Source organism: Streptomyces sp. GbtcB6 (assembly GCF_019091475.1).
Lineage (GTDB): Bacteria > Actinomycetota > Actinomycetes > Streptomycetales > Streptomycetaceae > Streptomyces > Streptomyces hyaluromycini.
Genome location: NZ_JAGXJL010000038.1, coordinates 37,678 through 60,273 on the forward strand (window position 1 = coordinate 37,678; position 22,596 = coordinate 60,273).

The window sequence follows — 22,596 nt, forward strand, 5'->3', positions numbered from 1 at the left end:
CTTAGTAGCACTCCGCTCCCGACGTCGAGATCGACATGTGCAGACCGCTGAGCTTGAAGGTTCCGGCGGTGGTGGCCCACGCCGTCTGCTTCACGCCGGACAGCGAGGCGTGGTCCGCCTCCTGCGCGAACCCGTACGGGTTCGTCTGCTGCTTGCTGACCTCGTCCGACTTGATGCCGGGACCCTTGGTCGAGCTACCGGCCGCGACACCAATGTTGATGTTGGTGAACGTCGCGTCGGCGCTGAGGTCGTCAAGGTCGATGTACAGCTTGCTGGCCTCGACCGGCTTGCTGCTGTCGGTGCCCGCGTGCAGGATCAGGCTGACGTTCCCGAAGATCGGGACGTTCGGCGTGACCACGGACTGGCACAGGTTGGTGATCTTCGCCGTGTTGAACGCGGAGACCGCGACCGGGTGGATCGTGCTCTTACCCGCGAGGGTGTAACCCGAGTCGACCGCGCCGTACTGAACGAAGCCGTCGCCTTCGAGCTGGTCGGCCGTGACCTTGAACTGCTGGCCCGACACGCTGAACGACGCGGCGAGAGCACCCTGCGCGAGGGCGACACCTATACACGCCGTGGCGGCCACGCTGGGCACCATGACCACAGCGAACCGCTTCCATCTGGTCCCGCCACGCACCTGGGACTCCATATTTCCTCCTTCTCGGACGTACATCTCCTGGCCCGGTATCGCCTCCAACGGCGGCTCGGCCGGGCAGGGATGGGAGAAGTGCTACGTCCTCGGAAGGGGAGCGCCCGTACTCGGAGGCACGAAACGCACCTCGATCACCGGCGATCACCCCCGAGCGACAACCACTGGTCGCGCCTGACACGCATCACGCACAACCTTGCTGGACAGGCTTCGCCGCAGAGCGAAGACCCCCCTGCCCAAGAGCCGGCGTCACTGCCGCCGACTCTGCTCGGTGGGGACCCAGATGAACCCGCGGCCCGACCGGCTGTCGGGGTACGGGAATGGACCGAGCGTCGCCGATCGTGGTGCATTCTCGCCGCCCGCACAAGGGGCTTCGTTACTGGGTAGTAACGGGCGGATAACCGATGGACGACCCGGCGGTCTCGGAGAGCAACTCTGGGTGGCATCCAGGGGGCGAGCAAAACAGTTGATGACTGGACAGAACCAGACACATCAACAGCCCTGATTTACTCCGAGTAACAGCGGCCGCGATTACCAAGATTTGGTAAAGAGCGGCCGCTGTGGCCCCGCGTCGGCAAATCTTTCACTCGGGCATCACAGGACGTGACGTTTAGCGACTGGTCAGAACCGTGTTCAGACCGTGATTCAGAACAGCGCCCGCGCCAGCGCCCGGCGCGCCCCCACGACCCGGGGGTCGTCGATGCCCACGACCTCGAAAAGCTCAAGAAGCCGCCGCCGTACGGCATCCCGGTCGTCCCCGGCCGTCCGCTGCACGGTCTCGATCAGCCGCCCGAAGGCGTCCTCGACATGCCCGCCCACCAGATCCAGGTCGGCGGCCGCGATCTGCGCCTCGGCGTCGGCCGGCTTCTCGGCCGCGTCCTTGCGCACCGCCTGCGGGTCCATCCCCTGCACCCGCTGGAGCAGCTCGGCCTGCGCGAGCCCCAGCTTGGCCTCGCTGTTGCCCGGGTCGTCGCTCAGTACGTTCCTGTACGCCTGGACCGCACCGCCGAAGTCACCCGCGTCCAGCGCCTGGACGGCGGCTTCGAGGAGCGCGTCGTACGGACCCGCCGGTACCGCGGGCTCCGCCTGGGCGCCCTGCTCCGCGTCGGGGTCGACGACGAGCCCGGTCAGCCCGAACCGCTGCTCGGCGACCTGCACCAGCTGGTCCAGCGTCTCGCGGATCTGCTCCTCGGGGACCGCGCCCTGGAAGAGCGGCAGTGCCTGCCCGGCGACGACGGCGAACACCGCCGGGATCCCCTGGATCCCGAACTGCTGCATCAGCATCTGGTTGGCGTCGACATCGATCTTCGCCAGCAGGAAGCGGCCGTCGTACTCGACGGCGAGGCGCTCCAGGACCGGGCTCAGCTGCTTGCAGGGCTGACACCACTCGGCCCAGAAGTCGATGACGACAGGGACTTCGGCGGACCGCTGAAGGACATCGCGCTCGAAGCCGGCTTCGTCGACGTCGATGACCAGGTCGGCCGGGGAGACGGCACCGGCCCCACCCTGCCGGGCCGCTTCGGCGCGCGTCTGCTCGGCCTTGGTCTTGGCCTCCTGGGCCGCCTTGACCGCGGCGAGGTCGACGACGCCGCTCATGGACATGTTCCGTGGCTGCATGCGTCTATCCTCCCCCGTTCCCGCGTGTGTGTGCCCCACAGCCCGGGGGACAGCCCCCGGACCCCCGGCCGATCCTTGCCTCAAGCTCTTCATCGGGCGCCGGGTCCCCACCCCACGCCGTGGTCGTCGCCCGTGCGGTCACCCACGAGCTTTCGCTACGACCCGTAGCGTAATGCCATCGGGGGCCCGCGCGACACCACATTCCGGTGATCTCCCTCACGGCATCACATGAACCGCCGGTTATGGTCGTGGGATGCAGAGCCGTACCCCCGCAGGCCGTACCGGCCGCCCGCGCAGCGCCGCCGCGGACGCGGCGATCCTGGAGGCGACGCGGCAGGCGCTGGTCGAACTGGGCTGGTCCAAGCTCACCCTGGGAGACGTGGCCACGCGGGCAGGGGTTGCAAAAACGACCCTCTACCGCCGTTGGGCGGGCAAGAACGAGCTCGTCGTCGACGCGGTGGCGGAACTGTTCGACGAACTCGAACTCCCCGACCGCGGCAGCCTGGCGAACGACATCGAGGGCGTGGTGCTGCAGTTCGCGGCGATCCTGGACCGCCCGGAGGCCCGCAGCGGCCTGATGGCGGCGGTCGCCGAGTCGACCCGGGACGACGCGCTGCGGGAACGTATCCGCGCCTCCATCGTGGACCGGCAGAAGCGGCTGGTGGTGGCGGGCCGCGAACGCGCCCAGCGGCGCGGCGAACTCCCCGAGCAGACGGACCCCTGCGAGGCGGACCGCACGGCGGACCTCATCTTCGACGTGGTGGCCGGCTCGGTGGTGCACCGGGCCCTGGTGAGCGGCAAACCGGCGGACGAGGAATGGGTGCGCGGCCTGACGAGGATCCTCCTGCTGGGCCTGGCGGGAGGGACACAGGACACCCCGTAGGCGTCCCGCGTCTCTCCCGCCGGTCCGGCAGGGGTCAGCCGCCGAGCCGTGCCACCTGGGCGTCCACCACGGCATCGGGAATCGCCCCGTTCTCGGGGTGCAGCATGTTCACCCCGTAGAACCCCGCGACGACGTCTCCCGACCGGACCACCCGGTAGTTCATCGTGAGCCGCTCCTTGCCCACGTCGGCGGTCACCCGGAAGGCTGTCTCCCCGGATCCGGACGACTTGACGCGCTCGACCGAGTGGTAGGTGAGCCCCGCGGTCGTGAAGGAGCCCCCGCACGCGTCCACGGCGGTGTCGACGGCGTCCAGCACCCGGGCGGCACGGCCGTCGCGGTACGAGGACAGCCAGACGTTCCCGACGGTCGCGTTCTTCGGGTCGACCGGCTTGACCGTGCGGAACACCTCTCCGGCCGGCTTCTCCGGGAGGTGACCGCCGATCAGCGCGCCGATGGGCGCACACTCCTTGCGGTTCACGGCGTACCCGCCCTCGAGCGGGATGTCCCGTGCGGCCGTCCTGGTCACCTTGTATCCGGCGACAGTGCCCACCAGGGCGACCCTGTCGAGGGCCGCCCTGTCGAGGACCGCCCTGCCGGGAGCGGTGACCGCCGGCCCGGTCGTCCCGGTCCGCGTCCTGTCCTGGCCCGAGTCCGCACCGCAGGCGGCGGTGGTGACGAGGAGGGCTCCGACGAGCACGGCCGTGATCCTCGCGGTCGTCCTCATGCTTCGTCGCCCCAGAAATGGACCCCGCCGTCCTGCTGCTCCACGATGTGCCCGCGCAGGACGCGGTCCCTGTCGCGCGCCCACTCCAGGTAGGCGCGTTCGGCCGGGCTGGCTCCGGTGATCTCGATGCCGCTCCGGTCGGCCAGCATGATCATCACTGGCAGCAGTCCGTCCAGCAGGGACATGAACTCGCGGTGACCGGTGGAGCCGCGCCTCCTCAGGGCAGCCCCGACGAACACGGCGTACTGGGCCGTGTCCACCTTCACCCAGTCACCGGTGAGGTCGTCGAGTCCGGTCGGCACCTTCAGGACCAGGGAGCCCAGTGCGTTGACACCGCCCATGAAGAGCTGACCGACCGCCAGGGCCGGTTCCCAGACGTCCTCGTCGGTGTCGCTCACGGTGAAGATGTAACTCAATTCGGCCACCAGAATCGGATGTCGAGGTCGGGGTTGGCCCGGCGGAGTTCCGCGATGCGCTGCTCCACCAGAGGCTTCATACCGGGGTTGATCGTGTTGATCGCGGGGTCCTCGAAGCGGATGCCGATGGGGGCGCCTTCGTAACCCCGCAGGAAGGGGCGGGCCCGCCGGTAGGAGGCGATCTTCTTGCCGACGTGCTTGTTCACCCACTTCTCCATCTGCTCCTGGGTGAGCCTGACGGTCGTGACCGACTTGTTCTCCCACAGCACACCGTCCTTGACCAGGTCGATGTCGCCGATGGTGTCACTCAGGTCGGTCGGGTTGTCGATCTGTACCTCGGTGTCACCCTCCTTCATGTGGTACTTGCCGTCGGAACCGAGCTTCGGGCGGTTCTTGTCCGGGAACGTGATGTTCTTGCAGTTCTCGGCGCCGGGATGGCTGCACGGCGTGCTGGACTTGCCGATCGAGCCCTTGTCGGGCTCCTTCTTCGCCGCCTCGATGGCCTTGCGGAGCTGGTCCAGCGTGCGCTTGCCCCACTCCGCCTCCTCGAAGAACTTGCCGATCTTCGAGCCGACGAGCGCGATCGCCTTCGTCACCGCCGGGAGCTTGCCGACCAGCGCGACCAGGCTCGCCGCGTTGACCAGGGTCCACAGGCAGCTCTCGACGTCACCCTGGCCGAAGCAGCGCTTGGCGTCGTTGACACCGATGACCTCCAGGAGGACGTCGGCGCCGTTCTTCCTGATCCAGTCGACGACGGACGCGGCGACCGCGGCACTGGCCGCGTCCCAGTCGTCCACGCACGCCTGTCCGCAGGTCTTGAGCAGCAGGGCACGGTCGTCGGCGGTCAGCACGGCGTCGGCGCCGGAGACACCCGTGTCGCCGCTCGCCATGGCCTTGCGGCGCTCCTCCGCCAGACGCTGGCGCTCCGCCTCCTCCGCACGCGCCGCCGCCTTCTGGGCGTCGCCGGCCGCCTGGTTCGCGTTGTCCGAGGCGTCCTGCGCACCGGCCGCGTCACTCGCCGCACTGCGCGCCGAGAAGTCCGCCGCGTCCGCCTGGTCCGTGGCGTCCTTGGCGGCCTGCCGGGCCCCCGCGGCGCTCTTCTCCGCCTGCGTGGCCTCGTTGTCGGCGGCCGCGGCCTCCGCCTGGGCGCTGTTCGCCGACAGGGTGGCGTGCACCGCGCTGCCGCCGGCCGCGACCGCGTAGCCGTCGGCGTCGGCCGCGAGCTTTGTCGCCGCGTCGGCCGCCGTCCGCGCCTCCTTGGCCGAGGCCTGCGCGTTCTTGTAGGCGGTCGCGGCACGCGAGGCGTCCTTCGCCGCCTGCGCCGACGCGGTGGCCGCGGCCTTGTCGTCCTTGCTCGCCTTGTCCGCGAGGGCCTGCGCCTCCTTGGCCATGCGCTGTGCCTCGGCGGACTTGGCCTCGGCCGCCGTGGCCTGCTGCTCGGCGAGCGACAGGGCCTGCTGCCCCGTGAGGACCGCGAACGCGGCGGCGGAGTCGGTCTCCTGGTACGCCGTGCCCATGGAGATCGCCGTCGTCGCCGGCGCCCGTGCCTTGTCGGCCGAGTCGCGGGCGGCGAGCGCGGCCTGCGTGGTCGCGTACGCCTCGCCGACGGTCTCCGCCGCGGACCTGGCCGTCTTGAGGGCCTCGTCGTGCGCGGCGACCGCGTTGTCATGCGCGGTCTTCGCCTGCTCCTTGGCCTTCGCGGCCTCCTCGCCGGCCTTCCGTGCGTTGTCCGCGGCCTCCCGGGCGGCCTCGATCGCGTCGGCCGCCGCGGCGTGCGCGGTCTGGGCGGCGCTGAACGCGCCCCAGTAGGAGTCCCAGGCCTCGTCCGCGGCCTGCCGGGACTTGGTCGCGCTGGCCTTGGCCTTGGTGGCGGCGGCACGGGCGTTGACGGCCGCCGTGGTGGCGTCGGCGGCGGCGCTGCGGGCACCGGCGGCGTCGGCGGCGGCCTGGCCGGCGGCGGAACGGGCCTCGGTGGCGGCCTTCTTGGCGTCGGCCGCGGCATCGGTGCCCACGGCAGCCGCGGCGGCCGACTCCAGGGCGGCGGCACGGGCCTCGTACGCCTTCTGTGCCTGTTCGGCCTGGTACGCCTTGTCCCGGGCGAACTCGGCGTCCGACTCGGCCTGTTCGGCGGCGATCCGCTTCGCGGAGGCGGTGCCCGCCGCGCTGTCGGCATCACCGCGGGCGCCGGTCGCCGAGGTCTTCAGCGCCTCGGCCCGCCGCTCCGACGACTCGGCCTTGCCGCGCTCCGAGGCGGCGGTGGCACGGTAGGCGGCGGCGTTGGCCCGCTCCAGTTCTGCCGTGGTCGCCTTGGCCGCGGCGTTCTCGGCCTGCTGGCGGGCGATCTCCTTCTGCTCGGCGGCGGTCTTCTGCGCGTTCTTGGCCGTCGTCGCGTTCTGGGCGGCCTTGGCCGCGTAGGCCTCCGCGGAGTCCGCGGCGTTCTTGGCCTGGCGCGCGGCCTCCTCGGCGGCCACCCGGCGGAACTCGGTGTTCACCGCGTGCGCCTTGGTCTGCGCGAGTTTGAGCAGGGTGGCCGTGTCCTTGGCCGTGGCCTTGGCCGCGTCGGAGGCCGCCTGGGCCGCCTGCGAGGCCGCCTCGGCCGCGGCGGACGACGCCTTGGCCACCTGCACGGACTGCTGCGCGTACACCAGACCGCGCCCGCGCGGCTCCTGCCGGGAGTCGGCGATCTTGTACGCGTCGCCCTGCGCGGTGTCGGCACGCCCGGCGGCGGCCTTCGCCGTGGCGGCCAGCTTGACGGCCTTGTCAGCGGCCGCGGCAGCGTTGGTACGGGCCTTCGTGAGGTCCTTGCCGGCCTTGTCGAAGACACTCTTGGCGGGGCGCAGGATGTCGTCGGCCGGCTTGCCGGCCCAGTGCTTCTGCCACAGCAGGATCTGCTCGGCGAGCCAGGCCTGTCCGACGGAGTCGATCATCGCGTCGGTGGTGTCGCGCACGGCCTTCGACGAGTCCGACTCCGCCGTGATGATCGTGGCCCGCTGCGCGGCCTGGGCGGCGTACTCCTGCTCCCATTCGGCGCCGGCGGTGAGAACAACCTGGTTCATGACCCGGCGCGCGTCGACCGGGTTGAGGCTGTCGCAGGCCCCGAACGCGCCCTTGAGGGCCTCGACCTCCACCCGGAACTCGGCGGTGTCCGCCGTGGGCGCCTGGGCGGGATAGCCGCCGTGCCGCAGGTAGTAGGCGAGGTCGGAGGCGGTCGTGTTGCGGTACGTGGACCGGTCGGCGTCCTTGAGCGTGTCGGCGGCGGCCTGGTCGTTCCAGGTGTCCTTGCCCTTGTTCGCGTTGTAGACCGCGGTGGCCTGGTCGATGACCGCCTTGCTCGGCACGGCGTGGCCGTCCTGCCCGAAGCCGTTCAGCAGGTCCAGGCCGGCGCCGAGCGTGAAGTCGGTGATGGCCTTGTCGAACTCCGGTGCGTGCAGCGTGATCTGGTCGCTGTCGGAGCTCTGGGCATAGACCTTGTTGGCGGCTTCGAGATCCGACGTGCGCTTGCGGGAACGCTCCAGATAGGCGGAGACCGAATCCCGGTCGGTGACCATCGCGGTGCCCATCTGGGCGTAGCTGTCGGCCGGAGTGCCGATGACCGTGTGGAGTTGGCCGTCGGTGCCCGTCAGGCCCTCGATCGCCTTGGCCTTCATCGTCGGACCGCCGGCGTGCAGGGCGAACCCGGCGGTGCAGCGGTCGAGTCGGGCCTGTTCACCGATGCTGTTGCGGTAGAAGCCGGTGTCCTGCTCGTCGGCGGCGCGTGGGGCGCCGAACGCGGGAGCGACGGATATCAGGCCGGCGACCACGGAGGTCGAGACGGTGAGGACGGTGGCCGCGGTGAGGCGTTGCCGAAGCCGGCGTCTGTGACGCGGTGCTCTTTTCGACCGCGCTGATGTGTGCACTGCTTCCCCCTCGGAAGTGGCGAATGCCGACGGCACGTCGGGGGGAAGCAGGGCACGTCCCGGCCACAGCCGGTGTCACGGATGCGTGGCACTCCCCCAGGCGCGCCGAGATGAGGGCGTCACGACCAAGCGGACTGGTCAGATCCAGTCGGACGCCGGGATCACCATAGACATGGGCTTGACCTGGAGATCAAGAGCCCTTTGCCCGGCTCGCTCACCGACGGTCACCACGGCGGCAAAGGCCCGGCCGGGGAGATCGGGGCCACATCCTGTGTACGCCCTGTGCGGCGCCGCGTTCGCCGTCTCCCCGCGGCACGCACAGAACGTCACCATGAGGTGGACATCACATATCGACGCCCGTCCGTCAGAACCCGGGCGGCTCCGTGTACACCCCCCACTCGTCCCGCAGCACCCCGCAGATCTCGCCCAGGGTCGCCTCGGCCCGTACGGCGTCGAGCATGGGCCCGATCATGTTGGCGCCGGACCGGGCGGCACCGAGCATCGCGTCCAGGGCGGCACGCACCGCGCCCTCGTCCCGCGCGGTCCGCCGGGCGCCCAGCACCCGTACCTGTTCCCGCTCGACCTCGTGCGAGACCCGCAGGATCTCCAGGTCCCCGGTGACGGACCCGGTGTGCACGTTGACGCCGACGACCCGCTTGTCGCCCTTCTCCAGCGACCGCTGGTACTGGAAGGCGGACTCGGCGATCTCGCCGGTGAACCAGCCGTCCTCGATGCCCCGCAGGATCCCGGACGTGACCGGTCCGATCGGGTGCCGCCCGTCCGGATGGGCCCGCAGCCCCCGCTCCTTGATCTGGTCGAAGATCTTCTCGGCGTCGGCCTCGATCCGGTCGGTGAGCTGCTCGACGTACCAGGAACCGCCCAGCGGGTCCGCCACGTTGGCGACCCCGGTCTCCTCCATGAGCACCTGCTGGGTGCGCAGCGCGATCTCGGCGGCCTGCTCGCTCGGCAGGGCGAGGGTCTCGTCCAGGGCGTTGGTGTGCAGCGAGTTGGTCCCGCCGAGCACGGCCGCCAGCGCCTCCACGGCCGTGCGCACCACGTTGTTGTACGGCTGCTGGGCGGTCAGCGAGACACCGGCGGTCTGCGTGTGGAAGCGCAGCCACTGCGACTTGTCCGACCGGGACCCGTAGACGTCCCGCATCCAGCGCGCCCAGATCCGGCGCGCGGCGCGGAACTTGGCGATCTCCTCGAAGAAGTCGACGTGCGCGTCGAAGAAGAAGGAGAGACCGGGGGCGAACACGTCCACGTCGAGCCCGCGGCTCAACCCCAGCTCCACGTACCCGAAGCCGTCCGCGAGCGTGTAGGCCAGCTCCTGCGCGGCCGTCGCACCCGCCTCGCGGATGTGGTAGCCGGACACGGACAGCGGCTTGTACGCGGGGATGCCGGCCGCGCAGTACTCCATCAGGTCGCCGATCAGCCGCAGATGGGGTTCGGGCTGGAACAGCCACTCCTTCTGGGCGATGTACTCCTTGAAGATGTCGGTCTGGAGCGTGCCGTTGAGGACCGACGGGTCGACGCCCTGCCGTTCGGCGGCGACGAGGTACATGCAGAAGACGGGCACGGCGGGCCCGCTGATCGTCATGGACGTCGTGACGTCACCCAGCGGGATGTCCTTGAACAGGACCTCCATGTCGGCGGCGGAGTCGATGGCGACCCCGCAGTGCCCGACCTCGCCCAGCGACCGCGCGTCGTCCGAGTCCCGTCCCATGAGGGTCGGCATGTCGAAGGCCACGGAGAGACCGCCGCCGCCGTTGGCGAGGATCATCTTGTAGCGCTCGTTGGTCTGCTCGGCGTTGCCGAACCCGGCGAACTGGCGGATGGTCCAGGTCCGCCCGCGGTAGCCGGTCGGATACAGCCCGCGGGTGAAGGGGTACTCCCCCGGCCAGCCGATCCGCTCGAATCCCTCGTATGTGTCCCCGGGTCGGGGCCCGTACACCGGCTCCACGGGGTCCCCGGAGAGCGTGGTGAAGTCCGCGTCCCGCTTGCGGGCCGCGTCGTAACGGGCCTGCCAGCGTCGGCGGCCCTCCTCGATGGCGTCAGCGTCCATACCCTCGAATTTACTAGGACGTCCAAGTAAATGTCGATGGAGAACCGCCGCACGGGTGTCCGCACGGCGGTACGACCGGGGGTCTACGACCTAGGCCCGGACCTTCGCGGCCACCGGAGAACCGTCGGTGACCTTGGCGTCCAGCTCACGGGTGACCTTGCGCTCCACGAAGAAGGCAGCGGTCGGGATCGTCCCCGCCAGCAGCACCCACAGCTGCTTGCCGACCGGCCACTTCGCCTTGGAGCCCAGGTCGAAGGCGAAGACCAGGTAGACGACGTAGAGCCAGCCGTGCGCGATGGCGACGACGCGCGTGACGTCGGCCGCACCGTCGATGTCCAGCCCGTACTTGGCGATCATGCTCAGGCACAGCAGCACCAGCAGCACACCGGTGACGTAGGCCAGGACGCGGTAGCGGGTCAGCACGCTCTTTTTCATGGGGACGAGCGTAACCACCCGTTCCGGGAGATCTTGTCCCGGGTCACCGCTGTGCGGACGGCGGATTCAATCCTCGTCGAAGTCGTTCGCGGCGACCCGCAGCGGCCGCAGCATCGCGAAGATCTCCCCGCACTCCTCGGCGTCGTACACCCCGAGCCCGAAGTCCATCTCCATCAGGTCGCGGGTGGCCGCCTCGACGACCTCGCGGCCCTTCTCGGTGATCGTGGCGAGCGTGCCGCGCCCGTCGTTGGGGTTGGGCCGCTTGTCGACCAGACCGGACTTCACCAGCCGGTCGACGGTGTTCGTCACCGAGGTCGGGTGCACCATCAGCCGCTCGCCGATCTTCGACATCGGCAGCTCGCCGGCCTTGGAGAAGGTGAGCAGCACCAGCGCCTCGTAGCGCGCGAACGTCAGCCCGTACGGCTTGACCACCGCGTCCACCTCGGCCAGCAGAATCTGCTGGGCCCGCATGATCGAGGTGATCGCGGCCATCGACGGGACGCTTCCCCAGCGCTGCTTCCAGAGGTCGTCGGCTCGGGCGATGGGGTCGAAGGGAAGACTGAGAGGCTTGGGCACGTCACCGACCCTACCGGCCGGTCATATAGCGGTCAGCCGTGTCTCGGCTTTCGGTCACCTTTGCAACGGGCACGGACGGCAGGCCTGCCGGGGCAGCCGCCATGGGACCGGGGGCGCACCTGCCAGAGCAGTCGTTACGGCAGCCGCCGCGGTGTCCGCCGGGTCGCCGCCGCGAGCCCGCAGCAGCACGCCGCCCCCACCGCCCCGGCCCCCGCCACCGCGGCCCGCACCCCCACCGCCTCCGCGGCCACCCCCGCCAGTGTCATGCCGACGCCCTGCACGGTCATCAGCCCGGCGCTGAGCACGGTCATGGCCCGGCCGCGCAGCTCCTCGGGCACGGCCCGCACGAACCACTGGTCCAGGCCCAGCGTGTACGCCGACCCCGCGCCCGCCGTCACCAGGAGCAGCAGCGAGAGGGCGAGGGAGGGGTGCAGGGCGAAGCCCAGGTACGGCAGCAGGGTGAGGCAGACCAGCGGGAGGGCGATCCGCTCCCGGGCGGCCGGGCCGAGCCGGGCGCCGGCGTACAGCTCCCCGGCGATCGTGCCGACCGGCAGCGCGCACATCAGCAGGCCGAGCCCCGGGGATCCGGTGCCGAGCGCGTCGGCGTAGGGGGCGGCGAGCGCCTCGGGGACGACGGCGAACATCGCCGGGATCCAGAAGAGGAGGAGCAGGCGGCGGACACGGCGGTCGGCGAGCAGCTGCCGGGTGCCCGCGGCGTCCCCGCCGTGCTCCCGGGCCCGGACGCGGGCGGGGCGGTGCCGGGTGCCGAGGCGCAGCAGCGCGGCCGAGGCGAGGAAGGTGCCGACGGTGATCAGCAGGGCGTGCCGCGGGGCGAGGACGGTGAGGAGCAGTCCGCCGAGGCCGTAGCCGACGAGCAGCGCGCTCTGCGCGACGATCCGCAGCAGGGAGCGGCCGAGCACGAACAGCTCGCCGCCGCCGAGGACGTCGGAGAGGGTCGCCATCCGGGTGCCGGCGAACACCGGCGAGACGACGGCGAGCGCGCAGCGCAGCCCGAGCAGCACCCCGATGCCGGTGCCCGGGACCGCCATCACGGCGACGCACCCCGCACACACCAGGTCGCACACCACCAGCACCCGGCGGGCCGGGAACCGGTCGGCCACCGGGGCCAGCAGCGTGCCGCCGACCAGGTAGGGCAGAAAGCCCAGCGCGAAGGTCAGGGCGCTGAGCAGCGGCGATCCCGTGAGGTCGTACACCAGCACGGACAGCGCGATCTCGCTGACGATCACGCCGAGCATGGACAGCACATGGGCGGCGAAGACGGCACGGAACTCGGGTACGGCGAGGACCCAGCCGTAGCCGGCGGGTCGCTCCAGGGCAGGCGCGGACATGGACGGCAGCGTGCCCGCGCCACGGCCGCCCGCGTAGAGTTTCGGCACCAGCCGAATCTTCCGCTCCTCCGCCCGGGACCCCGTCATGCCCTCCCACCTCCACTTCGACGAGGACGACTTCCTCCGGTGCCGGTTCGCCGTGTCACCGCTGTGGGAGACGCAGGCGGCGGTGCGCACGCTGCGGCGGCCGGACCGGCACGGCTATCACACGCCCTGGCTGCGGCGGATCAGGGCGGTGGCGGCCGGTCTCGACCTGGCACCGCTGTGGCTGCTGATGCCCCGGCGCGGTCACTCCCCCGACTGGCTGGTGGCGCCGCCGACCGGCCCGGCGGCCTCCGTCGAGGAGGAACTGGCGGCCCTGCGGGCGGTGGACCCGGAGACGGCCCGGGCGGACACCGCACGGTCGCTCGCGGACACGCCGGGCGCGTCGGACTCGGCGACGGCCCGGGCCTGGCTGGCCGATCCGCCGCGCATGATCCGGGAGGTCACGGATGCGCTGGAGGCGGCCTGGCGGGTCCTGGTGGCCCCGGACTGGCCCCGGCTGCGCGCCCTGCTGGAGGCGGACATCGCCTTCCACTCCCGGCGGCTCGCGGAGGTCGGCCTGGGCGGGCTGCTGCCGGAGATCCACCGCCGCTGCGGCTGGCGGTCCGGGACGCTGACCGTGGAGTCGCCCGGCGCGTACGAGCGGCACCTCGGCGGGCAGGGCCTGGTGCTGATGCCGAGCGTGTTCACCTGGCCGGACGTGATCAGCTCCTTCGACCCGCCGGCCAGGCCCACGCTGGTCTATCCGGCCCGGGGCATCGGCGGCCTGTGGACCGACCCGGCCGACACCACGCCCGACGCCCTGGTACGGCTGCTGGGCCGGGGCCGTGCCGCCGTCCTGGCCGCGCTGACCGAACCGGCCACCACCACCGCCCTCGCCCACCGGCTGCGCCTCGCCCCCTCCTCGGTCTCCGCGCACCTGGCGGTCCTGCGCGACGCGGGGCTGCTCACCTGCCACCGCTACGGCCACCAGGTGCTGTACGAGCGGACCCCGCTGGGCATCACGCTGGCGTCAGGGACGTCGGGCGGCTGACCCGTGCCACGATGAGGGCCATGCCCGAAGCACCCGACGCGGCCACCGCCTGGCGGTGGCTGCTCGAACGACGCCCGAACACCCGTGGCTGGATGACCGACGAACTGGTGGAGATCGCGCACGCGGCCCACGCCGAACCGCGGCTGCGCGCCCTGTACCCCTTCCCGAGCCACGGCGGCCTGCACTTCCTGCGCGGTCTGCCCGGCGAGGTACGTCCCGGCGAGCGCCTCCCGCACGTCCTCTACGGCCCGCCGCCGTACACGGTCTGCTCGTCCGACTTCACCGAACTGGGCGAGGTCGCGACGGCCGAGGAGGCCGTCGCCCTGCTGGTCGCACACCTGCCGCCCGAGCCGCGGCAGCCCTGAGCTCGGCAGCCCTAACCGCGGCCGGCGCGGCGCAGACGGTGCCGGACCGCGCGCTGGGCCACCGGGCCGAGCTCCTCCAACGCGGCCACCAGCGCGCCGAGTTGCTCCAGGGCATCCAGGGCCGCGTGGGCGCCGGCCGCGTCGACGCCCTCGTACAGCTCGATGCCGACGAAGGACGCGGCGACCGTGCGGGCGAGCCCGGCCGGGTCGGTGAACTCCCCGAAGGGCGTGGCCGCGAGAACCCGGACCAGCACCTCCTCGATCTCGGCGATCCACAGGTCGAGCCCGGCCGCCGTGGCAGGCCCGAGCGCCTCGTGGGTCTGCGCGCCGGCCAGCAGCTGCCCGAGCAGGGCGACATGGCCGCCCGCGCGCGCCTCCTCGTGGATCTGCCGTCCCACGGTGAGCAGTTCGGCGAACGAGCCGACGCCGGCGAGGCGGGGACGGAAGCGGGCGACGGCTTGCTCGGCGCCGTACCGGCAGGCCGCGGCGAGGAGTTCGTCCACGGATCCGAAGTGGTAGAAGACCAGCGCCTGGTTGACTCCGGCGGCCGCCGCCATCGTTCGGGCCGAGGTCTTGGCGATCCCCTGCTCGGTGAGCGTCCGCAGCGCGCCCTCCAGCAGCTTGTTCTTCGTCTCCAGGGACTTGGCGGTCTCCGGGCTCACGCGCGCGGCTCCTCACGGACGGGCCGCAGCCCGGGCCGCACCCCGCAGCCGCGGATGCCGGTGTATGACGCCTCGAAGGTGCCCTGGTAGCCGAAGAGCGGCCCGAAGTACCGGTTCACGACCCGCACCTGGATGCGGAAGCGGCCGGCCCGGTCGTCGTAGGACTCGCGCACCTCGGCGGTGGCGCCGACGAGTTCGGGGACGCGGACGTCCACCGGGCCCTCCCTGAAGCGGTGTTCGCCGGAGCGGATCAGCAGGGAGCCGTCGGACTCGGCGTGGAAGTGCAGTTCGCTGGCGAGGTGCTGGTGGGTGCCGAGGTAGTCGAGGATGCGGTCGCCCTTGGGGCTGAGCACCATCTGGGCGTCGAAGCGGCGGGGGCGGCCGGGCAGGTCGAAGGTGCGCACGAACGTCACCGTCTCACGGCCGTAGCTGTCCGCGTAGGGCACATTCTCGATCTTGAACGGGACGTTCCTGGCGGCCTTCGGGACCAGGATGTTGCGGGTGGTGCCCAGCGCCAGGAACGGCTTCACGAAGGCCCCGCCGTGCCAGATCCGGTCCATCACGCCGTGGCCGGTGCAGGCCTCGCCGCTCGCCAGGCCGACCGAGAAGCGGCGCTGGAGCTGCGGGTGCAGCCGGTCGAAGTCGGGGCCGAGAACGGTGCGGAACATCGAGGTCACGGCTGCTTCTCCAGGGTGCGCAGGATGCGCGGGGCGGTCGCTCGGGCGGGCGGGGTGCGCAGGCAGCGGCGGGCGGCCGGGGTGGCGGCGAGCGGAGACTTGACGAGAGCCAGGAAGAGGGCGACGACCAGGAGGAGCGGGACCAGGAAGGCGACGGTGGGCGCGAGGGTGCCGAGGACCGGGCCCCGGCTCAGGGCGGTGCCGCAGCCGGCGATGGTCAGCGCCCGGGCCGCCATCTCGGCGAGCCAGTTCCACCGCGCCCGTTCCGGGGTGATCCCGCGCTCCAGCCACAGCCGCAGCCGGTCGAAGGACCAGGCGGTCGCCCAGCCCATCAGGGGGCGGAGGACCAGGCGGTCGGCGAGCGCGCCGACGGCGCCCCACCGGGGCCGGTAGTCGTAGCCGGTGACGAAGCGGACACCCCCGGGGACCGGGACGTACCGCCAGTAGCCGCTGCCCTCGGCTAGCAGCGAGAGCGGGTCCGGGGAGGCGAAGCGCAGGGCGGAGGTGCGGGTGCCGTCGGGGCGCTCCTTCTCCCCCGCGGAGACACCGGTGCCGGCGACCGTCAGGAACGGCAGCACGCGCGTGGCGTAACGGAAGCGCCGCGGCTCGCCCTCCGCACTCGGGAGGTAGGTGATCTCGGTGAACCTCAGGTCCCAGCGCTGGTGCTGCCCGGGGTCCTGGGTGCGTGCCCACAGTTCGTCGAGGTCGGCGCGGATATGCGCCTCTATGTAGAGCCCCATTGGTGTCGTACCCCCGTCACCTGGTCTTTTGAGCTCGTTTTGAGCGATCGCTCAAAACTCACGAGATGAAGCTACCCCTTTTTGAGCGATCGCTCAATCACGGGGCAGAAGAAAACCCCGGCCCTGGAGGACCGGGGTTCCGCCGACTGCCGGCTACTCGGCGAGGTACCGCTCGACCGTCGCCACCTTGCTGGTGAGCCCGTCACTGACGCTGGGCCGGATGTCCGCCTTGAGGACCAGGGAGACGCGCGGGGCACGCTCCTCGACGGCGGCGACGGCACGCCTGACGACGTCCATCACCTCGTCCCACTCGCCTTCGATCGAGGTGAACATGGCGTCGGTGCGGTTGGGCAGCCCCGACTCGCGGACCACCCGCACGGCGTCGGCGACGTACTCCCCGACGTCCTCGCCGACGCCGAGCGGCGTCACGGAGAAAGCGACGATCATGCCTTCACCGCCCCTTCCTGGCGGGCGCGGGCCGCGATGACCGCGTCCTCGGACTCGCGGCGCAGCTTGCGCTCGGCGAAGAAGCCGCCGGTCGGCAGGACGGAGAGGACGAAGTAGAAGGCGGCGGTCCCCAGGGACCACTTGGCGCGGTTCCAGGCGTCGGCCCAGAAGATCACGTAGAGGATGAACAGGACACCGTGGATCGCGCCCATCACGGGCACCGCGTTGAAGTCCGTGGTCCGCTTCAGCACCGAGCAGACGAGGAGGATCAGGAAGGAGACGGCCTCCGGGGCGGAGACCAGGCGGAGGCGTCGGATGGCGGTGGCGGTCTTGATGTCCACGAGTCACCTTCGGTGGGAGAGACGTCCACTCTTTGTGAACGCGAGCACAAACGTTCAGCCATTGTGGCAAAGGAGCCTCCCGGTCCCCGCGCGGGGGGTGGGAGGCGGGGCCGGACGACGAAGAGGGCGGGTGTTCAGTTCGGCGGAACGCCGCGCGGCAGGACCAGGTCTCCGCGACCGGCTTCGAGCAGTTGGAGGCGGCTCTCCCCGGGCGAGCAGAACGGCGTCAAGGAGCGGCAGAGCGCGCTGGTGCGGCGCGCCGACGAGGAGGACGGCGCGCCGCCGGGGTCCACGGTCGACCCGACGGCCGGTACGGCGGTGATACGCCTCCCCGGTGAGCGGCGGCCGGCCCCCTAGGGGACCGATCCGGGGTGATGTCCACCCAAGGGACCTGTCGCCGCTGTCTGCCTGCGGCTACCTTCGCAGCGTGGCGATGTTCCGACTCCAGGGCAGCAAGGTGCTCGCCGTCGAGATGACCGGGGACGCCGTGAAGGCGAAGAACGGCTCGATGGTCGCGTACGACGGGCAGATGGCGTTCAAGAAGCTGAGCGGCGGCGGCGAGGGGCTGCGCGGGATGGTGACCCGGCGGCTCACCGGCGAGCAGATGACGGTGATGGAGGTGAAGGGGCACGGGACGTGCTGGTTCGCGGACCGGGCGTCCGAGATCAACCTGGTCGGCCTGCAGGGCGACAAGCTGTACGTCGAGTCGAGCAACCTGCTCGCGACCGACGCCGGCCTGCGCACCGGCACGACGTTCACGGGCCTGCGCGGCGCCTCCCAGGGCAACGGCCTGTTCACCACCACGGTCGAGGGCCACGGCCAGGCGGCGATCACGTCGGACGGCCCCGCGGTGGTACTGAGAGTCAGCCCGCAGTACCCGCTGACCGTCGACCCGGGCGCCTACATCGCCCACCAGGGCAACCTCCGCCAGTCCTTCCAGGCGGGTGTGACCTTCCGCACGCTGTTCGGGGAGGGCGGCGGGGAGGCCTTCCAGATCCGGTTCGAGGGGGACGGCCTGGTGTACGTGCAGCCGAGCGAGCGCAACACGATCGCGGGGGACGTCTGACATGGCCCTGCGCGAGGTGAACTCGAAGATGGTCGAGGCGACCGTCGTCCCCGGGCAGCGGCTCTACAGCCAGCGCGGAGCGATGCTCGCGTACAAGGGCGAGGTGTCCTTCACGCCCAACATCCAGGGCGGCCAGGGCGGGCTGATGTCGATGCTCGGCCGCCGGGTCGCCGGGGAGGCGACCCCCCTCATGACCGTCGAGGGCAGCGGCACGGTCTTCTTCGGGCACGGCGGCCACCACGTCCAGGTCATCACCCTCACCGGCGACACCCTCTACGTCGAGGCGGACCGGCTGCTCGCCTTCGAGGGGACGCTGCAGCAGGGCACCATGTTCATGGGCTCCCAGGGCGGTGTGATGGGCATGGTGCGCGGCCAGGTCACCGGCCAGGGCCTGTTCACCACCACCCTCAAGGGCCACGGCGCGGTCGCCGTGATGGCCCACGGCGGGGTCTTCGAGATCCCGGTCACTCCGCAGCGCCCGGTCCATGTCGACCCGCAGGCCTACGTCGCCCACCACGGGGACGTGCGCAACAAGCTGTCGTCCGCGCTCGGCTGGCGGGACATGGTGGGCCGCGGGTCCGGCGAGGCGTTCCAGCTGGAGCTCAGCGGCAACGGCATGGTGTACGTGCAGGCGTCGGAGGAGAAGCTGTGAGCGCATACGGAGCGGCCGGACCGGTCGTGTACGACCCCATGACCCTCCCCGTCGACGACAACGTCAACAAGTACACCTTCTGCGTGGAGCTCAAGAGCGGCCAGTGGTTCCTGCAGAAGGGGAAGATGATCGCCTACTACGGCTCGATCGACTTCAACGGCATCGGACACGGCCGCCTCGACCGCCTGGTCCGCACTTCCTTCCATTCGCCACTGCACGCGAGCGACTGGGTGGTGGCGGAGGGCTCGGGCAAGATGCTCCTCGCCGACCGGGCGTTCGATGTGAACTCGTACGACCTCGAAGACGGCAACCTGACCATTCGCTCCGGCAACCTGCTCGCTTTTCAGCCAAGTCTCGCGCTGAAGCAATCAATCGTTCCCGGTTTTCTGACCCTTATCGGAACCGGAAAGTTTGTGGCCGCATCTAACGGTCCGGTGGTGTTCATGGAACCCCCCATCCGGGTGGACCCGCAGGCGCTGGTGGGGTGGGCCGACTGCCCCTCCCCGTGCCACCACTACGACCACGGGTACATGACCGGCGTGATGGGCGGTCTACGTGCGCTGACAGGCCTCGGCGGGGCCTCCGGAGAGGAGCACCAGTTCGAGTTCGTAGGGGCCGGCACGGTCCTGCTCCAGTCCACCGAGACCCTGATGGCCGAGCAGGCCACGGGAGCGGTTCCGCACGAGCCCGGAGTGCCCGGCGGAGGCACCCCCTCCACAGGTCATCCACAGCAACCGGGCACACCGCGCCTTCCCGGACAGCTGGGGGACCTCCAGCGTCGCTTCGGGCTGTGAGCGGTAGTCTGCGGAGTGTGACATCGAACGCGTGCGCACAGTCACACCACCCTCACTAGTTCGCCTTTCAACATTTTAGGTAGACTTGATTCATGGAGACCGAGACGGCCACGCGCTGGCTGACCGATGCGGAGCAGTGCGCCTGGCGCACCCACCTGGAGGTCAACAGGCTGTTGACGTACCAGCTCGAAAAGGATCTGCAGCCGTTCGGCCTGACGATGAACGACTACGAGATCCTGGTGAACCTGTCCGAGTCGGAGGACTACCGGATGCGGATGAGCGACCTCGCCTCCGCCACCCTCCAGTCCAAGAGCCGGCTGTCCCACCAGATCACCCGCATGGAGAACGCGAACCTGGTCCGCCGCGAGAACTGCGAGTCCGACCGCCGCGGACTGTACGCCGTCCTCACCGAGCACGGCATGGAGACGATGAAGAAGGTGGCGCCACATCATGTCGCCTCCGTGCGACGGCACTTCATCGACCTGCTGTCGCCGGAGGCACTCATAGAGCTGGACAAGGGCCTGAAGCCGATCGCGGAACACCTGCGGGGGCAGCGCGGGCGACCGTGACAACAGGCAGCATCTGAAAGCGGCGGACGGGTGTTCAGGTCCCGTCCGCCGCTTGCTGCATGTCGGGCGGGACCGACGCTTACCGGCGCTTGCAGGGTGCCCCGTCAGGGACGCGGGGCTGTGTTCGCTATGCGGCTCCGCCGCGTGGGCGCGACCGGTCCCCACCGGCCCGCGGCCCGGGGACAGCCCGCACGCCTACGGCGGACACCACCGCGACGCCTCCCGCCAGCGCAAAGCAGACCGCCACCGGCAGCCACCCGACCAACCACCCTGCCACGACAGAACCTCCCGAGCTTCCCGCGTTCACGGCCGCGTTCACCCACGCCCCCGCCCGCGTCCGCTCCCCCTCCGCCGCCGTCTCGTCGGCCAGCAGATACGCCGTCGTGAGCGTGGGCGCCACAAACACCCCCGCGGCCGCCATGGCCCCCGCCAGCACCCACATCCCCGACGCCAGCCCGGCCACCGCCAGAGTCGCCCCCAGCCCCGCCGCCAGCCACACCAGCCGCTCCCCCGCAGGCCTGCGCCACTCCACCACCCCGTTCAGCAGACCGCCCACCGCGCTGCCCGCCGACAGCGCGCCCATCACCCAGGGGACGGCCTCCGCGCCGTACGACCGCTGCTCGGCGAAGGCCATCACCAGCAGGTCCACCGCGCTCAGCGCGAGCCCCAGGCCGACGGCCGCGACAACCGGCGCCGCCGGGAAGCCTCCGGGTGTGCGGCCGGCCTCCCGCTTCGGCGGCGCCACCTCCCGCACCGCCGGCGACACCACGAACGCACACGTGCCGGCCGACATCAGCACCGCGCTCAGCAGCAGCCCCGTCGGCGGCGGCCCGAACCGCAGCAGCAGGCCCACCAGCGCCGGGCCCGAGACGTACAGGAGTTCCTCGGCGACCCCGTCCAGGCTGTACGCCCGCCGCAGCAGTGCCGGGTCGTCGGCCAGTCGGCCCCACACCGCCCGCATCGTGGGACCCAGCGGCGGCGCCACGCACCCGGAGAGCGCGGCGGCCAGGGCGAGCGCCGTCGGCGGGGCGCCCGGGTGCCAGGTCAGGGCCGCCAGCAGGCAGAGCACGGCGCTGTACGCGGCTGCCATGGGAGGCAGGGCGCGCCGAGGGCCGTAACGGTCCACCAGGGTCGCCCGGACCGGCATCAGCACGACCGCCGAGCCGCCGAACAGAGCCATCACCAGCCCCGTCACGGCGTAGGAGCCGGTCGCCCGGGTCACGGACAGCAGCACGGCGAGCGAGACCGTGCCGTAGGAAAGCCGGGCCGCGAGGGCGGCGAGGAAGGTTCGGCGCGCGTGCGGGAGACGCAGGACGGCGGCGTAGGAGGGCCGCTGGGCAGGTGAAGGGCGCGATGAAGTCAGCGCGGACATGGTGAGTTCCTCGGGGAGAGGCGGAAGAGGGGACACCTGGTCGCGCCACGGCACGGGGCGTTCACATGCCGGTGGCGGCGTCGGGTGCGCTCTTACGCCAAGGAGAGGAACATGCCGCTCAAACTAGCAGCACGGACGGGAGTTCGGTCTCATTCGCCGATTGCTGCAGCGCCCCGTAAGGGGCGCGGGGAACTGCGCGACCAGCCCCCACCGGCCCGCGGCCGAATCACAAGGCCCCCACCCGCACGACGTCGGCCCGACCGGCGTCAGCCCTCCGTCAGGCCCGTCACCAGTTCGTCCGCCGCGCGGTACGGGTCCAGTTCGCCGGCCACGATGCGGTCGGCGAGGGCGTCGATGTGGCGGTCGCCGTGGAGGTCGCCGATGCGTGCGCGCAGGGCCGTCACCGCGATGGTCTCGACCTCGCGGGCGGCGCGGGCCACACGGCGTTCCGTCAGGACGCCTCGCTCCTCCATCCAGGCGCGGTGCTTTTCCAGGGCCTCCACCAGCTCGTCGATGCCCTCCGACCGCGCGGCGACCGTCTTGACGATCGGGGGGCGCCAGTCGCCCGGGCCGCGGGACTCGCCGAGGCCCAGCATGTGGTTCAGTTCCCGCGCCGTGGCGTCCGCGCCGTCCCGGTCCGCCTTGTTGACCACGTACACGTCGCCGATCTCCAGGATTCCGGCCTTGGCCGCCTGGATGCCGTCGCCCATCCCCGGGGCGAGCAGGACGACCGAGGTGTCGGCCTGGGAGGCGATCTCCACCTCCGACTGCCCCACCCCGACCGTCTCCACCAGGATCACGTCACAGCCCGCCGCGTCCAGGACGCGGATGGCCTGGGGGGCGGCCCAGGCGAGGCCGCCGAGGTGGCCGCGGGTGGCCATCGAGCGGATGTAGACGCCGGGGTCGGAGGCGTGGTCGGACATCCGGACGCGGTCGCCGAGCAGGGCGCCCCCGGAGAAGGGGGAGGACGGGTCGACGGCCAGGACGCCGACCCGCTTTCCCTGTTTGCGATAGGCACTGACGAGCGCCGAGGTCGAGGTCGACTTACCGACACCCGGGGAACCCGTCAGACCCACCACATACGCGTTCCCGGTCAGCGGCGCGAGCGCCGCCATGACCTCCCTGAGCTGCGGGGACGCCCCCTCCACCAGGGAGATCAGGCGGGCCACCGCACGCGGTCGGCCCTCCCTGGCCTGGGCCACCAGTGAGGAGACGTCCTGCATCAC

23 protein-coding genes and 1 pseudogene are annotated in these 22,596 nt (G+C 71.3%); 8 read left to right on the top strand and 16 right to left on the bottom strand.

What is annotated here, in order from left to right; translation table 11 throughout:
• Position 1: 1 nt before the first annotated feature.
• Entirely contained in the window at positions 2-649 is a 648-nt protein-coding gene (locus KVT45_RS40885) for a DUF6230 family protein (RefSeq protein WP_217554475.1), read from the bottom strand.
• Between the two features lie 645 nt (positions 650-1,294).
• Positions 1,295-2,266 carry a tetratricopeptide repeat protein gene (locus KVT45_RS40890; protein ID WP_217554476.1) on the bottom strand — a complete coding sequence of 324 codons (972 nt, stop codon included), beginning with the start codon at positions 2,264-2,266 and terminating at the stop codon, positions 1,295-1,297.
• 253 nt (positions 2,267-2,519) lie between these two features.
• On the opposite strand from KVT45_RS40890, the gene KVT45_RS40895 reads away from it, so the two are divergent.
• Positions 2,520-3,149, top strand: a complete 630-nt coding sequence (locus KVT45_RS40895; protein ID WP_217554477.1) for a TetR/AcrR family transcriptional regulator — start codon at positions 2,520-2,522, stop codon at positions 3,147-3,149.
• 34 nt (positions 3,150-3,183) lie between these two features.
• Here the strand turns inward: KVT45_RS40895 and KVT45_RS40900 are convergent, their stop codons facing one another.
• From KVT45_RS40900 to KVT45_RS40930, 7 genes are all read right to left on the bottom strand, one after another.
• Positions 3,184-3,873, bottom strand: a complete 690-nt coding sequence (locus tag KVT45_RS40900) for a hypothetical protein (protein WP_217554479.1) — start codon at positions 3,871-3,873, stop codon at positions 3,184-3,186.
• The gene (locus KVT45_RS40905) at positions 3,870-4,298 is read right to left on the bottom strand and encodes a DUF6086 family protein (protein WP_308311020.1); all 429 of its coding nucleotides are present in this window, start codon (positions 4,296-4,298) and stop codon (positions 3,870-3,872) included. The genes KVT45_RS40900 and KVT45_RS40905 overlap by 4 nt, the downstream gene beginning before the upstream one ends.
• Positions 4,286-8,185: a hypothetical protein gene (locus KVT45_RS40910; RefSeq protein ID WP_217554481.1), complete on the bottom strand. Its 3,900-nt coding sequence runs from the start codon at positions 8,183-8,185 to the stop codon at positions 4,286-4,288. The genes KVT45_RS40905 and KVT45_RS40910 overlap by 13 nt, the downstream gene beginning before the upstream one ends.
• Positions 8,186-8,549: 364 nt before the next feature.
• Complete coding sequence (locus tag KVT45_RS40915) at positions 8,550-10,250, bottom strand: methylmalonyl-CoA mutase (protein WP_217554482.1); 1,701 nt, start codon at positions 10,248-10,250, stop codon at positions 8,550-8,552.
• Positions 10,251-10,340: 90 nt separating this feature from the next.
• Complete coding sequence (locus KVT45_RS40920) at positions 10,341-10,685, bottom strand: DUF3817 domain-containing protein (RefSeq protein ID WP_217554483.1); 345 nt, start codon at positions 10,683-10,685, stop codon at positions 10,341-10,343.
• Positions 10,686-10,751: 66 nt separating this feature from the next.
• Entirely contained in the window at positions 10,752-11,261 is a 510-nt protein-coding gene (locus KVT45_RS40925) for a MarR family winged helix-turn-helix transcriptional regulator (RefSeq protein WP_089098721.1), read from the bottom strand.
• Positions 11,262-11,395: 134 nt separating this feature from the next.
• Positions 11,396-12,610 carry an MFS transporter gene (locus KVT45_RS40930; protein WP_217554528.1) on the bottom strand — a complete coding sequence of 405 codons (1,215 nt, stop codon included), beginning with the start codon at positions 12,608-12,610 and terminating at the stop codon, positions 11,396-11,398.
• Between the two features lie 85 nt (positions 12,611-12,695).
• Between KVT45_RS40930 and KVT45_RS40935 the strand changes: the two genes are divergently transcribed.
• Positions 12,696-13,685, top strand: a complete 990-nt coding sequence (locus KVT45_RS40935; RefSeq protein WP_217554484.1) for a DUF5937 family protein — start codon at positions 12,696-12,698, stop codon at positions 13,683-13,685.
• Positions 13,686-13,705: 20 nt separating this feature from the next.
• Positions 13,706-14,050 carry a DUF6193 family natural product biosynthesis protein gene (locus KVT45_RS40940; RefSeq protein ID WP_217554485.1) on the top strand — a complete coding sequence of 115 codons (345 nt, stop codon included), beginning with the start codon at positions 13,706-13,708 and terminating at the stop codon, positions 14,048-14,050.
• Positions 14,051-14,061: 11 nt separating this feature from the next.
• Here KVT45_RS40940 and KVT45_RS40945 read toward each other — a convergent pair whose 3' ends face one another.
• The 5 genes from KVT45_RS40945 to KVT45_RS40965 all read right to left on the bottom strand — a co-directional run bounded on the left by KVT45_RS40945 (position 14,062) and on the right by KVT45_RS40965 (position 16,917).
• Positions 14,062-14,712 carry a TetR/AcrR family transcriptional regulator gene (locus KVT45_RS40945; protein ID WP_217554486.1) on the bottom strand — a complete coding sequence of 217 codons (651 nt, stop codon included), beginning with the start codon at positions 14,710-14,712 and terminating at the stop codon, positions 14,062-14,064.
• Positions 14,709-15,389, bottom strand: coding sequence for a DUF4166 domain-containing protein (locus tag KVT45_RS40950; RefSeq protein ID WP_217554487.1), 681 nt, complete (start codon positions 15,387-15,389; stop codon positions 14,709-14,711). Before KVT45_RS40950 ends, KVT45_RS40945 begins: the two co-directional genes overlap by 4 nt.
• Entirely contained in the window at positions 15,386-16,129 is a 744-nt protein-coding gene (locus KVT45_RS40955) for an SRPBCC family protein (protein ID WP_217554489.1), read from the bottom strand. The genes KVT45_RS40950 and KVT45_RS40955 overlap by 4 nt, the downstream gene beginning before the upstream one ends.
• A gap of 153 nt (positions 16,130-16,282) precedes the next feature.
• Positions 16,283-16,576, bottom strand: coding sequence for an MTH1187 family thiamine-binding protein (locus tag KVT45_RS40960; RefSeq protein WP_217554490.1), 294 nt, complete (start codon positions 16,574-16,576; stop codon positions 16,283-16,285).
• A complete protein-coding gene (locus tag KVT45_RS40965; RefSeq protein ID WP_217554491.1) occupies positions 16,573-16,917 on the bottom strand; it encodes a DUF3817 domain-containing protein in 345 nt (114 codons plus the stop codon). The genes KVT45_RS40960 and KVT45_RS40965 overlap by 4 nt, the downstream gene beginning before the upstream one ends.
• 155 nt (positions 16,918-17,072) lie before the next feature.
• Here KVT45_RS40965 and KVT45_RS56875 point away from each other — a divergent pair.
• The 5 genes and pseudogenes from KVT45_RS56875 to KVT45_RS40985 all read left to right on the top strand — a co-directional run.
• Positions 17,073-17,274 (top strand): annotated as a pseudogene (locus KVT45_RS56875) (DUF6191 domain-containing protein); the annotation flags it as partial.
• Positions 17,275-17,350: 76 nt separating this feature from the next.
• Positions 17,351-17,983 carry an AIM24 family protein gene (locus KVT45_RS40970; RefSeq protein ID WP_217554529.1) on the top strand — a complete coding sequence of 211 codons (633 nt, stop codon included), beginning with the start codon at positions 17,351-17,353 and terminating at the stop codon, positions 17,981-17,983.
• Position 17,984: 1 nt separating this feature from the next.
• Entirely contained in the window at positions 17,985-18,635 is a 651-nt protein-coding gene (locus tag KVT45_RS40975) for an AIM24 family protein (protein WP_217554492.1), read from the top strand.
• Complete coding sequence (locus tag KVT45_RS40980; protein ID WP_217554493.1) at positions 18,632-19,429, top strand: AIM24 family protein; 798 nt, start codon at positions 18,632-18,634, stop codon at positions 19,427-19,429. Before KVT45_RS40975 ends, KVT45_RS40980 begins: the two co-directional genes overlap by 4 nt.
• Positions 19,430-19,521: 92 nt before the next feature.
• Positions 19,522-19,998 (top strand): MarR family winged helix-turn-helix transcriptional regulator, encoded by a 477-nt coding sequence (locus tag KVT45_RS40985; RefSeq protein WP_132888933.1) that lies wholly within the window; start codon positions 19,522-19,524, stop codon positions 19,996-19,998.
• A gap of 127 nt (positions 19,999-20,125) precedes the next feature.
• On the opposite strand, the gene KVT45_RS40990 is transcribed toward KVT45_RS40985, so the two are convergent.
• Both KVT45_RS40990 and meaB read right to left on the bottom strand, forming a co-directional pair.
• The gene (locus tag KVT45_RS40990; protein ID WP_217554494.1) at positions 20,126-21,370 is read right to left on the bottom strand and encodes an MFS transporter; all 1,245 of its coding nucleotides are present in this window, start codon (positions 21,368-21,370) and stop codon (positions 20,126-20,128) included.
• 266 nt (positions 21,371-21,636) lie between these two features.
• A complete protein-coding gene (gene meaB / locus KVT45_RS40995) occupies positions 21,637-22,593 on the bottom strand; it encodes a methylmalonyl Co-A mutase-associated GTPase MeaB (RefSeq protein ID WP_217554495.1) in 957 nt (318 codons plus the stop codon).
• Positions 22,594-22,596: the final 3 nt, after the last annotated feature.